The following is a 13426-nucleotide window of genomic DNA, read 5'->3' on the forward strand; positions in this document are numbered from 1 at the left end:
AATACCAACAAATCAAGGGAATCTACGGGTAATTTATGGGGCTAATTTGCCCCGCGAAACATCCCCCGACCCGCCGTGTTATTTTGCGGGACGCGGACGTAAAACGGCCCGATTCAGCGGGCCCCAGGCTGTCGCGTGGCGCCCCGAATCGGACCGTATAAACCCATGGACTCAGATCTATTGAAGCAGGTCCATGCTCACGCAATGCTTGGCATAGATTTGCCCGGAGGTTTCGCCCTGCCCGTCGAAGACAGCGCTGATATCCAGGGCGAGAAATCCATCCTCATCTTGCTGGCCCTGCAGCACCAACTCGGTGTCAATCTTTGAGGCAACCGGCGTAATCGCGACGACTCCCGCCGAGGCGAACGGCACCTGGCCGAGGAATTTACCGTCGTAGTCCGACAGCGTTAAAAACACGCCGTCATCGGCTTTGGTCAGCGTGCTCGTATCCTCAACAAGCCCGAACCCGCCGATGATGAAGGTCCAATCGGGCGACGGAGAGCTCTCGGTGGGGCAGCCCTCAAAGCCACCCTCCCACGCCTCCAGATAGACTTCCCACTCGCCGGATTCGGTGGCGTTGGGCGCGGTAAGCCCGAAGGCTGCACGTGTCAGAACGCCTGTCTCGCCGGCATATTCAAGGGTCAACGCCGTCTCGGCACACGCGCCCTCACAGGTCTGCGGAAGCCCCGGCTCGACGGCATCTGCGCCGTCCGCCTCCTCGGTGGTGTCCACGTCATCGCCGCCATCGGACGCATCCGCGCCGACATCTTCGGTGACATCTTCGCCGCCAGCCCCATCCGCGTCATCACTCTGGGTATCTGCGTCGTCTCCGCCGGTCGCGTCGGCATCGGTGCTGCCAGCGTCATCCGATATATCCGCTTTCGAATCGTCATCATCACTGCACGCCGTGAGCGGCTGCGCGAAGAGAGCCATCACGGCCAAAAAGAGAAAGGGTCGAAGGCTGCGCATATCGGAACTCCAGAGACAGAAAAAAAGAGGGATAGACCGGAAAGGTCCAATTCGCTCGAAGCCACCCCGTCATATGAGACGGTGCTAACTAAACAAGTGGGAACGCTGAGGCGAAGGTCAATAAAATGACCGGGAGGCGGGGCCGCGACCTAATTCTCGGTCGCGACCCTCCACCCACGGTCATAGCAAAAACCACAACACGACGAAAATAATCCCGCGAAATTATTGCTGTGCGGCTTCGCGCAGGCGGATATCCCGGTGTTGCTGATAGGGAGCGAGGAGTTTTTGGGCGGCAGGCGAACCGTCCCTGGCCAGCGCTCGGAGCGCCGAGATCTGAACGGCGGTGGGCAAAGAGTCCATCGTCGAGCCGAGCTGAGAAAGCCCCTCTGGCGAGCCAATAAGGACCAGCGCCTGGGCTGCCGCCTGGCGCACCAGCAACGAATCATCCCGGAGCATTTTGACCAATAACTCGGCGGCCTGCGCGGCGGGGGCGCTGTCGCCCGGAAGCGACTTCGCTAGGCTGAGCGCGGCCGCCGCGCGCACCCCAAAAGCGTCGTCATTGAGACCGCGCTTAAGCAGGTCGATGACCTCGTTGGCGGTTGAATTTTTGGCCCCCCAGTCACCCAGGGCCAGCAGCGCGGCGGCGCGCACGCTCGGGTCCGGATGGGTCGCGTAGTCAACCAGGACCGCGCGGGTCTTTGGCTCCTGGAGGGCGCCGAGCAGCTGCATCGCCGGGCGCAATAGCTCAGGCGAAAGCTGCGCGTTCGCGCCCTCAACGAGGGCTCGGACACGCGGGGTCAGGTCCGCCATCAAGGTGTCCAGCGCGGCGCGCCCGGAGGCATCGCGCGGCGCGAGCACCCCGTACGCGTGCTCCCGATTCATCGCCACCAGATCATCGAGCACCCGACGCCGAACCGCGGCGCTGCCCTCTTCCAACAGATGTGTTGAGACGGCCTGAATCGCGCTGAGGTGCGGACCAAGAAGGTCGCGGGTGGCATCTCCATCCACCGCCACCGTCTGCGCGGCCAGATCATCAATCATCCCGTCGGGATAGAACTCATGGCGGGTCGCCTCCAGAAATCGCGTCTCGCGCACGTCCGCCGCGTAGCGCTCGCGCGGCGGCGCGGGTTCGGTCGCAAGCTCCAACAGGCCGATCGCGCCGTATCGACGCTGAAGCGGCGAATCCGCCCAATAGGCCCCGAGCAACGCCTCAAAGGCCAAGTCGGTCTCCATCTGAGCCAGGCTCCAGGCGGCAACACCCGCGATCGCCTCGGTATCATTTTCCATGATCTTGGCCAGCGATGCGGTCGCGGCGGCCGCACCCGAGCGGCCGACGGCCCAGGCCAGCGCGATGCGCATCTGGGTCGACGCCGAGGCGAAGGACTCGTCTTTTATCGCCTCACTCAAGGCAGCACGAGCGGTCGCCCCGCTCACCCGGCCAAGGCTCAGCGCCGCCAGGGTCTTCTGGGTCGAGTTTTGTCCGTTCTTTAGGACGTTCACCAGCGCCTTCACCGCGTCTTTTCCGCCCGTATATCCGAGCGCCCACGTCACGGTATCGCGCATCGCCGGGTCGTCGTGACTCAGCGCGGCGATCAACGTGCTGGAGGCACGCTCGTCGCCGATATTCAAAACCTGCACCAGGGCGAGGCTTCGCAGGGAATGATGGATATCGGTGGCGATGCGCGCGAGCGGAGCCGCCGCGCCGCCGGCGCGCAGGTCGCCGAGCATGCCAATCGCCAGCGTTTGCTGGGCGATATCGTCCGATTGCAGCGCATCCATCAAGACCGGTTGAGCCGCGCGCGACAACGTGTCGAGGCGCTTTGCCGCCTGCTGAGCCTGGTCTCTTTGCGCCTCATCGACGCCATCAAAGCGCACCTGCATGAGCAGCGGCGCGATCATCCGCCCGTATAGCTCCAGCATCAGGCTGCGGTAGACGGGCTTGGCGCGGGTCTGGAAGACCAGCGGCGAGAACTCAAGCTCCAGTTCCCCCAGGCGCCCATCGACCTCAGCGAGCTGCATCGCGATGCGCCCGGACTTTAGGATCAGCGACTCATCCTCGGCCTTTTTTACCACATTTCGATAGAGCGCCTCGGCCTTGGCGAACTCGCGCTGCTCCATATAAATATCGGCCAACTTCATGGCGTTGCGCAGCGCGCGCGGGTCCAGGTCGATGGCTTTTTCGTAGGCTTCGACCGCCTCGGGGAAGCGGCGCATCTGATAATAGATGTCGGCGAGTTGGGCCTGGGCCATCGCGTCATCGGGGTTCAGCTCAACCGCGCGCAGCGCGTATTTGATGGCCTTGTCGTCCTGATACAGGTCCAGCGCGAGCGATGAGATCTGATGATAATAATCGCGCGACAGGGTCGGGCGCAGCACCGCCAACTCTTCGAGGACCTCAATGGAGCGCTCGGTTTCGCCGGTCTGATTATAGATACGAAGCAGGGAGTTGAGGGCCTCGATATCCCTCTCGTCGCGCACGCCGTCAAGCTCGATCAGGCGCTCATAGGCCTGCTTGGCCTCGTCATATTCTTTGCGATGAATCCGCGCTTCGGCCAGGAAATACCCCGCCTCTGCGTCGCCGTCTTTCCCGGCAAATAACTCGGTCCACTCGTCCATCTTTTGGACCAGATACCCGCGCTCTTCGTGCACCGAAATGATGCGCGCCCGCGCCTCGGTGCGCGCCTCGGCGCTGGTGGCCTGCGTCATCACCGTGTGCCAGGCCTCAAGCGCCTGCTCCCAGCGGCGCGCGCGCACATAATTGTTGGCCAGGCCGCGGCGGATCTCGAGATCATCCGGCGCCAGATCCACGGCCTTCAAATAATAGGAAAGCCCCTGGTCAACCAGTCCGTGCTCCGCGTAGGTTTGGCCCAGCAGCGCATATGCCTCGGACTTGGGCAGGTTCGTCTTGAGCAGCTTCTGCCAGGTTTCTTGCGCCTTATCGAGCTGCCCCTGACGATAATAAAACTCACCCAGGCTCAGGATATAGGTCTCATCGCGCGGCGACATGCGCACCAGACGCTCATAGGCAGCCTGCGCCTTGTCGATCATATCGAAGCGCATATAGGTGTCGGCGAGTTCGAGATAAACGTGGGGATTGCGCGAGAAACGACTCGCGATGCGCGCCAGCTCTTGCTCGGCCTTTTTATCCTCACCCATGCGAAAATACAGCTGCACCAGGTCGAATTGAAAGCGCTGCTGGTTGCCCGCCACGCGGATCAAACTCTTATAGGCGTCGACCACTTTTTGATCTTCGCCCCGGCGCTTTAAGATCGCGATAATCTTCAGGCGCGGCTCGACCTCGCGTGACTTTTTGGCGGTCGCGCGCTGGTAGAATTTAAAGGCGCTGTCTTCGTCGCCCAGCTCGTCGTAGAGCCCGGCGAGGATCATCGACTGGTCATAATTCGGGGAGCGCCATTTCTTGGCGAAGTCGGCGACCAGGACGTCGAGCTTATCCATCGAACGATAGGCGTCGATCACGCGATGTTGCAGCTCGGTATAGAGCCAATAGCTCGGGCGCATCAGCCCCATCGCCTTGCGATAGACCTCGACCGCCTCCTCGGCTTTGCCCATGCGCTCAAGGACATCGCCCTTATCGCGCAGCGTATTCGCGCGTTTTTTCGAGTCCCGACCCGACAGGCGGATCAACTCATCATATTGCACCAGCGCCTTGTCATAGCGACGGTATTTGACCAGGACCTGGGCGTATTCGAGGCGCAGATATTCATCGCGCGGCGAGAGCTTGATCAGCTCGTCATAATATTTCTCGGCGCGCTCCCAATCATGTTGGGCAAAGGCCGCGTCCGCCAATTTGCGCAGGATGTCCTGCTTTTTGGCCTTGTTTTTCTCGAGGCTAAGCGCCTCTTCAAAGTCCGCGGTGGCTTCTTTTTGCCGCTGTAATAAGACAAGTACGCTGCCGCGGCTCATCCAGGTATTGGGGTCTTTGGGGCCGAGCTCAACGGCCTTCTCATAATGAACCAACGCCCCCTCATAGTCGCTCTTCGTCTTGAGAAGGTGGCCGAGGATAAGACGGTAATTGAGCCTCTCGGGGCGCGCCTCAACCTTCTTTTCGTAGTCGCGAATCAACGCATCAAGCCCGTTTCCTCGCCCGACATAATCAATGATCTTGTCGAAGACGAAGCCCTCAACGGGGCTGGCTTCGAGCAATTTTTTATAGCGATCGATGATCTCCTGGCGGCGCTTTTGCCCGCCCTGAACATCCCAATCCTGCGCGTGAGCGGGCGGAATTGTCGGCACCTGCGCGAAGGAAAACGCGCCGTATGCGAGCAATGAAACGCCCATGCGGCGATAAATAATCGGATTTAATAGCGAGCGAAAAGACGGCATTTCATTCATCCTCAAAACAGTGCGAAGAACGTCTGGGCGCGACTATAATGGCATCGCGCCGCAGATGCACCCCCGCTCGAGTCGTATTCCAAGTTTTAGCATAAACACCGCGTGTTTGCGCAAAAGAAACAAAGCGCGTAGCTATCTAATTTTGAATAATCGACGAGACGGTGGCGTCTTGATATAAGATCGCGTCAATATTGAAGCGCGCCTCATTTCAGAGCGCATACGCCCCTAGCCGAGTTCAACGCATGAGTAACCCGCCGAATCCTGCGAAAAACGCCCGTTCATTTTGGTATATCTACGCCCTCGTCGTCGTGATTCTAAGCATCGGCTGCGTCGCCGGTGACGATGAAGAGATCGGCGAGATTGGGGTCTGCGGCGGCGGCATGGAGCAGTGGAGCGAGGGGCGCGGCGAGGGCGGCTATCTTGGGTTTTACCACGCGATCAATGCGGTCGATTCAACTAGCAACCCCTTCTATTATGAGTTCAACCCGCGCGTGATCGCCGGCGGTTATAACACCTACTATGTCTCGCATTGGGGGACCGGCGAGCCCGCCCGGATCGCCCAGGTGGTCTCGTCGAACCCGGATGTCATCGCCGTTGGCGCGCTGCATCAATCCAACCAGGACTATTTTGATATCCAGGCGCGCAACCCCGGCGTCGCCGAGGTCACGGTCTACACCGCGCTCGGCGCGGCCGACCGCATCCGGCTCTACGTCTCCGACATCTCCCGGGTCGACGCCTATCATTGCTGCACTACTTCGAACCGAGCCCGTTATTTGACCAATAGCGAAATCGAAATCCCGGTCAACTATAGCTCGGCCAGCGGCGAGCGACCGATTGGCTTCGGCATTCTGCCGCTTGATATCAGCAACAACTCGCGGCTCGAATGGCTTCACAGCGTCCCGGACCCCAGCGACCTACACTTCTTGACGGGCCCGCGCTCCGGCCAGGTCACCCTTGAGCCCCACATCTCCGGCCAGCCGCTCACCATCGACCTGGTCGCCCCGGAGGACGTGGACGGCATCAGCCCGCATTGGAAACCCGACAGCGCGTCCGCGCACCAATGGTTCGTCGGCGCGGTCCTTCACCAGAATCATGAGCCGATCTGCGCGGGGAAATATCCGATGCGCGTGACCACCCAGACGCCTCATGTCTGCGACCTTATCGGTCCCGATAGCCAGGCCTACGAGGTCTATCATTTCCCGGGCGACGAGACCGTCCTCGTCGACACCTTCCGCAACGGTGAATGTGAGTTGCTCTTCGAGCTGCTCGACGACCGGGGCAACGTCCTCGTATCGAAGGCGAGCATCAACGATATCGACAATTTTTCCGGCCGCGATTCCCGCCCCTACTGATCGCCGCCCGCCCCCACCCTGGCAGCCAAGTTGATCGTCATGCACCGATTGGCGCGTCGACCTGGCTGCCAAAAAACTACCCTCCCCCCAAGTGATATGCTAAGACGCGAAGTGTTATTTTCTTGAGCTTCCCTATCTAAATTTTCGCGCAGGTAGCACCGAATGTCTGATAAAATATTTGTAGAGCAATTGGTCGAAGGTGAGACGATTCGCTCGGTTTTTCTGGTCTCCGACAAAAGCGTGCGCGCGACCAAATCCGGCAAGCCGTTCCTGGCGCTGACGCTCGGCGATAAGTCGGGAAGCATCGACGCCAAGGTCTGGGACAACGCCGAGGCCATCGCGACGCGCTTTGAGGCCGACGATTTCGTCGCGGTCGAAGCCCAGGTCGACTCCTGGCAATCCAAGCTCCAGCTCAACATCCGCGACGTCCACAAGGTGGACGACGCCAACGTTGCGTTTGAGGACTTCGTGCCCGTGTCTCGCTGGCCGCGCGAAGCGCTGCTTGAGCAGCTAAAGACGCTGGTGCGCGAGGAGGTTAGATCCCCGGAGATGCAGCGCTTCTTTAACGCCCTCTTCGCCGACAAGGAGTTGATGCAACGCTATCAGAGCGCGCCGGCGGCCAAGGGCAACCACCACGCGTTTCTGGGCGGCCTGGTCGAGCACTCGCTCTCCATGACCCGGCTGGCGGTGCGCATCGGCGGACACTACGCAAATTATTACCCCGGCCTGCTCAACACCGACCTGCTAATCGCAGGCTGCGTGCTCCACGATATCGGCAAATGCTACGAACTCAGCTACGCCCGCTCCTTCGACTATACCGACGAGGGCCAGCTCGTCGGCCATATCGTGCAGGGCGTTGAGATGGTCACGGCCATCGCGGCGCCTCTGGAACCCGCCCTGCCGGCCGATATGATCCTGCAGATCAAGCATCTTATCTTGGCCCATCACGGCAAAAAAGAATACGGCTCGCCGGTGCTTCCCCGAACCCCCGAGGCCCTGGTGCTCCACGAGATCGACATGATCGACAGCCGCATGGCGATGCTGGCAAATATCGCCGACCAGCAGGCCAGTGACGCCGAGGACTCCGGGTGGAGCGGCTACGAGCGACTCTTCCAAGGCCGCGTCTATATGGGCAATGCCCAGACGCCGACCGACGCGCCCAACACCCCGGCCATGCCCCACGAGCTGGTCGGACCGGGCGCCCAGCACGCCGATGCCCAACCCCAGCAACACGCCGGCTCGGCCGCTCGCCCGGCGGCAGCGAAGAGCGCGTCGGCCGCGCCGGCCAACCCTAAGCGCCAACCGGCCGAGCCGGCGCCGAACCTGGACCTCTTTTCGAAATAAGTCTGCGCGTGTCCGGTGAATCGACGTGCGCGTTCATCGGACACCGCATCCCGCGTCTTCGGCTGCGCGGCGCCCCGCCATCCTCACAGCCACGCCCGCCCCACCCCACCGCAGCGCCTCCGTCACGCCTCAATATTGTGGTTTGTTGGCGATCGGGCCTAGATTATTTTACGGTGTCAGATAGAATCCCACTCGAAAAACCAATTTTATCGATTGCTGAGCTGCCCTTATACCGAAGGATATCCCATGAGCATCATGAACCGGCTGAACCGAATCATTCGCTCCAACGTGTCGGATTTGCGGGGCGACACGGGTCCGGATTCGATTGATAAATTGCTCTCTGAGATGGAGTCGAGCCTGCGGGATGCTAAGCGCCAGGCGATGATCCTGCGGCGCCAGGAGAAGAAGCTGCTGGCCGAGATCCGCGCGCACCGCGAGTCGGCCGAGCAATGGGAAGACCGCGCGATGATGGCGCTGAAGCGCCAGCAAGAAGACCTCGCCCGAGACGCGTTGGCGGTTCGAAACGAGGCGCTCGAGCAGGCGGCAGAATTACGCGAGGAGCTTGAGGCGCAGCGTGTCCACGCCGAGGATATCAATCGTGCGATTCAGGCGCTTGAGATGAAGATGGCGGGGGCGCGCGGCAAGGCGCGAAACGCGGGGAATGCGCGAGCTGGCGGGCGAGTGACACAGCGCCCGCGCAGCAGCGAGAGCGCGTGGGATGCGGAGTTTCGCCGGCGCGTCGAGGGCCAGGGCGCCGCGGCGCCCAGCAGCTATTCGGCAGACGATGACGCCTCGGATTTCCAGGATGAGCGGCTCTTCCGCGAAGTGGACCGAATGGGCTCAAAGATCGACGCGTTTGAGGCAGGCGTGGAGGCGATGCGCGAGCTGAGCGACGAGGAGCTATTTGACCCAGGTCGAAGCAAGCTCGACGCGCGCTTTCGTGAGTTGGAGCGCCGCCGCCAGCGCGACACGGATCGCGATGATCTGGCGGCGTTGAAGAAGAAATTCGAAGACTAAGCGAGAGCTTCGAAAGTCTGTTCAGGGCGCCACGTAGATGCCTTCGGCCAGGCCCGCGGCGCCTCGACTTGAGGTGCTGGGGGAGGTGCCGCCCTGGCCGCCAGTGCCGACGGTGATGGTGGTGTCGACCGGCTCGTTGGTGAGGGCTTCGGTCGTATAGATGGCAAAGGACGGTCCGCCTGCGCCGCCGCCGCCCGCGCCGCCGTCACCGCCGCGCCCGCCCGCGCCGCCATTGCCGCCCCGGCCGCTGCCATTTTCGCTGCCGCCACCGGTTCCTCCCGGGCCACCGTTGCCGCCCTGGCCGCCCGCCTTGCCCGCACCACCTGCGCCGCCGATGCCGCCGACGATCTCACACTCATAGATGCCGATATCCGCGCTATTGCGCAAAAAGAGCGCCACGCTCGCGCCGCCATGCTGGCCGCCCGTGCCCCCTGCTCCGCCGCATCCTCCCGCGCCGCCGCCGCCGCCCGCGCCGCCCCAGCTGTCACACTTACCCCAGCCAAGCCCGCCGCCGCCGCCGCCACCGCCACCGCCGCCGCCGTGGCCGCTGGCGCCAATGCCGCCGGAATCACCGTTCATCCCCACCCAACTCATCCCCTCAAAATGCCCGTCAACGCCGCCGCCATTGCCCGCGCTGCCCGCCTCACCGCGCGCTCCCGCGCCGCCATTGCCGCCGTTTGACTCGGAACTATTGCCCGCGCCACCGGCCGTGCCGCCGCCTCCGGTCGAGCCGTTGCTCCCTGCATCTTTTTCATGACCGGAGAGCCCGCCTTTCCCCCCACTATGCCCGCCACACGTCGACACGCCGGCAGAACCGGCCGTCGGTCGGGGGTTCGACGCGCAGACGCCGCCACTATCCTTGACGCCGTCGCCGCCGTTGCCCCCGCGAGGGCCCGGGTCGCCATTGCCGCCCGCGCTGCCAGCGACGCCGTCACCGGCGTTCGCGCCGACAATCTTTGTCCCCTGCAAGTCAACGCCATTGGCGTTCTCCAGATAGACGGTGATCACAGATTCCCCCGCAGCCGGCTCTTTGGTGACTTCGACCTGCAGGTCAACCAGGCGAGTGTCAGAGGTCAGGTCGACGCCCGTAATGGCGGGACTCTCCGGGCTGCGAAGCAGCGTCGGGCCGCCGGTGCCGCGAATCCAGGAAAACCCATAACCGCCGACCAGGTTGACCCCATCGACCAGTTCAAGAGATTCGCGAAAGACCGCGGCCTCGATGAGCACCCAGGACTTCGCCGGGTCGCCCGCAGCCGCGTCGATGCCCGCCTGGATCGTCTTAAACGGACGCGACATCGTCCCCTCATTGGCGTCGTCGCCGTAACTCGCCACAAAGACGCTCGCGGCTTTGTCCCCGTCGACGCCATCGCAATTGGCGTCTTCGTAGGTCGGGTCTGGCTCGTCGGTCTCGGCGCAGTCGTCGGCATCCGGGCTTTGCGCGTCCGGGATAATCACGGGCCCACCACCGTCTGGATTGGGCGTCGAGACATCGGTGAGCCCGGCGTCCAGCCCACCCGCGGCATCCTCGGGGCCCCCCGTGGTGTCTTTATCCTTGAGCTCTCCTGGCGTACTCCCGCCCGTCCCCACCACTGAGTTGTCGGCGCCGCACGCAGGCAGGCACAACATCAATGCGGCGCTACACAGAATGAGGACGAAGACATGATGCCGGTGGCGCTGCTGAATCGGTGAGAGCATGGTCGCGCACTCCTCAGAAAACAATATATCGGGATGAATTCGCCTGGAATTCGTGGGTTAACTAAGACTATCGAGGATACGCACAGGGGTCAAATTTGAGCGCGCCCCCGCGTCATTTATATGCGCTGCTCTGGGCGACCTTTCCGGCCACCGCGATGCAATCCTTCCACTCACCCTCAATCGGGCCCATGCCATAGAGCACCGCGTTCTGGACCGACGCGTTCGCCCCAAGTTCGCACCCATCAATGACCGAGTTGCCCCCAATCTTTGCGCCCGCCTGGGCCTTCGCGTAGAGGCCGAGCAAAACCGGCCCCTCACATTCGACCTTCGGGTCGAGTTGTTCGGGCTTATAGATAAATCGTCCCGCCGAGTCCCCCTCGGGCAGCGGTGCCTGGGCGAAGAGCCCCGGCTCTTCCAAGACACGGCGCGTGGTCTCCAAGAAGAGCTCTGGCGTATCGAGCGCGGCCCAGAAACCCTCCATCACTGAGGTGTTGATCTCCTCCCCCGCCTCCATCAACGGGCCGTAGACATCGCCGACCATGCAGCCCATTTCAAACGGAATCTCGGCGATGAACTCCGGCTCGAGAATATGAACCCCGGTGAAGTCATATTCTTTGAGATCTTCGCTGGCGTCGGGGTGGCGCATGTCGCGCAGTCCGCGCAGATGATGCTCCCCGTCCAGCCAGACCTTTCCCGGCTGGTCGTCGGCGCGCGGGCGCACGATCATGGTCGCGCGACGCCCGCTCTTACGATGCGCTTCGAGATGCTTGGCAAGGTCCATATTGATGATCGAATCGCCATTGAGCACCACCATCGTGGCGTCCGGCTCGCCCAGCGCGCGCCACATGCCGCGCACGCCGCCGGCGGTGCCGAGGATCTCCCACTCCCGAGAATATACCGGCAGCAGCGCGAATTGCTTCGCGATCAGATCGACCACCGGCGGGACGCTATCCGCCAGATGGTGCAGGTTCAGGGCAACCCGCTCAACCCCGGCGCGCGACAGATGCTCAAGCGCGTAGGTCACAATCGGGGTGTTCAAAAACGGGAGCAGCGGCTTGGGAATCGCCTCCGTCAACGGGCGAAGACGTGTTCCGAAACCTGCGCATAAAACCGCGCCAACTACACTGCGTTCAGCCATAGGTCATCCGCGACTCAAGGAGTCCTCATAAAAGCAATCGGCCCACTAAAAACCAATACGGGTAATTAGTGGGCCGACCAGGGAAAAGCACGAATTAGAAGTCCTCAGAATCCCAGGTGCCGCGGCCGCCCGCTTTGACCTGCTCTTCCTGCTTGACCTCTTCTTCTTCGAAAGAGAATTCGGTCTCTTTCTCGCGCGCCGCGCTGCTCACGCCCATCTTCGCTTTAAGGGCAGCCAGGGCCTCATCGGCGCCGTGGTCGGCCTCGAGATCCTCGAATTTCGAGGCGAGGTCGTCGCCGGAAAAACCCTCGGCGAGCTCGGCCGAGGCCTCGGCTTCGGCTTCCATCTGCTCGATCTTCTCGGCCATACGCCCGAAGGTGTCGAAGGCCGAGGTGTCGTTGAGCCCGGACATGGTCTGCTGAATCGTCTGCTGGGCCTCGGCACGTTTTTTACGCGCGATGAGCAGATTCTTCTTGCGGCTGGCCTCTTCAATCTTGCTATTGAGCTGGCGCAGCGACCCGCGAAGCTTGTCCGCAGCGGCCTTTTGCCCCTGCCATTGCTTCTGGTATTCCGCCGAGAGTTCGCCGTGCTCTTGCTTGCGCGACAGCGCCTCTTTGGCCAGGTCGTCGCGCCCTGCGCGCACCGCCAGCATCGCCTTCTTTTCCCACTCCGCGGCCTTGCGGGCCTCGGCGTCGTATTGCTTCTTGAGGCGCTTCTCATCCGCGATGGCCACGGCCACCTGCTTCTTGGCGCTGATCAACTGCTCCTTCATATCAACGATGAGCTGGTTGAGGATCTTTTCGGGGTCCTCCGCCTTGCTGATCACGTCGTTGATATTCGCCTTGAAGAGCGTTCCCATTCGTCCGAAAATGCTCATCTATCGTCTCCTTAATTACGCGCGCCCAATTCGGTGTATTCTGCGTGCGATTCATGAGTTGTAATGTGCGCCTGCCCTAAAGCGACTGCCGCGGAAGGGGTGAAGGCGCACGAATATTTGGCCTTCAAGCTTGCGCTTTGAGGTCCTCTTTTTGAGGCTGCGCGTAGGCTTGCAATTCGGGATAATGCTCGCGAATCGACAGCGCGATGGAGTCGACCGACCCCTGGAACTCGTTATAATCAAGATTCTCGCTTTGCAGCGTATCGACGATAACAATCGCGTTGTCTTCGAGACCAAACGCCCCGGCGACCATGCTGGTGGCGTTGAGCTCGAGGAGGCGCTTAAAGAGCTCAAGGCGCCGATTTTCTGGCGCCTCCATCAACTTCACCCGGAAGGTCACCACCGGTTCGTTGTGGATAAGCACAATATTATCAATGAAGTCGGTCTCATCGTTGATGAGCCACATGCCTTCACCAACCTGCTCAAACGGATATTCACCCTCGATTAGATAGGCTTCAATATTGTCGTTCGTCATCGTTATCTCCAAACCTGCGACTCGATCCGATCTCGCGGATCCCAATTATTTATAGCACGATACGAGCTGTCATACTAAAGAGTCGCTGCTTTGAATGTCAACGCCATCCCGTGCCTGCCACTAGATAATGTACGAAGCGCCCAAAT

9 protein-coding genes are annotated in these 13426 nt (G+C 61.6%); 3 read left to right on the top strand and 6 right to left on the bottom strand.

All coding sequences use genetic code 11. The features are described 5' to 3' along the window. Nucleotides 1-177: 177 nt before the first annotated feature. Nucleotides 178-969 (bottom strand): hypothetical protein, encoded by a 792-nt coding sequence (locus DN745_RS11055; protein WP_111334820.1) that lies wholly within the window; start codon nt 967-969, stop codon nt 178-180. 222 nt (nt 970-1191) lie between these two features. Beyond that, nucleotides 1192-5313 carry a tetratricopeptide repeat protein gene (locus tag DN745_RS11060; protein ID WP_162687616.1) on the bottom strand — a complete coding sequence of 1374 codons (4122 nt, stop codon included), beginning with the start codon at nt 5311-5313 and terminating at the stop codon, nt 1192-1194. Nucleotides 5314-5564: 251 nt separating this feature from the next. On the opposite strand from DN745_RS11060, the gene DN745_RS11065 reads away from it, so the two are divergent. The 3 genes from DN745_RS11065 to DN745_RS11075 all read left to right on the top strand — a co-directional run bounded on the left by DN745_RS11065 (nt 5565) and on the right by DN745_RS11075 (nt 9035). Then, a complete protein-coding gene (locus DN745_RS11065) occupies nt 5565-6674 on the top strand; it encodes a hypothetical protein (protein WP_111334824.1) in 1110 nt (369 codons plus the stop codon). Between the two features lie 162 nt (nt 6675-6836). Then, nucleotides 6837-8018 (top strand): 3'-5' exoribonuclease YhaM family protein, encoded by a 1182-nt coding sequence (locus tag DN745_RS11070; protein WP_111334826.1) that lies wholly within the window; start codon nt 6837-6839, stop codon nt 8016-8018. A 246-nt stretch (nt 8019-8264) separates the two neighbouring features. Next, nucleotides 8265-9035, top strand: coding sequence for a PspA/IM30 family protein (locus DN745_RS11075; RefSeq protein WP_111334828.1), 771 nt, complete (start codon nt 8265-8267; stop codon nt 9033-9035). A gap of 21 nt (nt 9036-9056) precedes the next feature. Here the strand turns inward: DN745_RS11075 and DN745_RS19335 are convergent, their stop codons facing one another. The 4 genes from DN745_RS19335 to DN745_RS11095 form a co-directional block, all read right to left on the bottom strand. Next, nucleotides 9057-10730: a hypothetical protein gene (locus tag DN745_RS19335; RefSeq protein ID WP_162687617.1), complete on the bottom strand. Its 1674-nt coding sequence runs from the start codon at nt 10728-10730 to the stop codon at nt 9057-9059. A gap of 112 nt (nt 10731-10842) precedes the next feature. Then, on the bottom strand, nt 10843-11868 hold the full coding sequence (locus DN745_RS11085) for a nucleotidyltransferase family protein (protein WP_111334830.1): 1026 nt from the start codon (nt 11866-11868) through the stop codon (nt 10843-10845). A 94-nt stretch (nt 11869-11962) separates the two neighbouring features. Continuing rightward, the gene (locus DN745_RS11090; RefSeq protein ID WP_111334832.1) at nt 11963-12745 is read right to left on the bottom strand and encodes a PspA/IM30 family protein; all 783 of its coding nucleotides are present in this window, start codon (nt 12743-12745) and stop codon (nt 11963-11965) included. Between the two features lie 124 nt (nt 12746-12869). Beyond that, nucleotides 12870-13280, bottom strand: coding sequence for a type III secretion system chaperone family protein (locus DN745_RS11095; protein WP_111334834.1), 411 nt, complete (start codon nt 13278-13280; stop codon nt 12870-12872). Nucleotides 13281-13426 lie beyond the last annotated feature (146 nt).

The sequence above is a fragment of the Bradymonas sediminis genome, assembly GCF_003258315.1.
Classification (GTDB): domain Bacteria; phylum Myxococcota_A; class Bradymonadia; order Bradymonadales; family Bradymonadaceae; genus Bradymonas; species Bradymonas sediminis.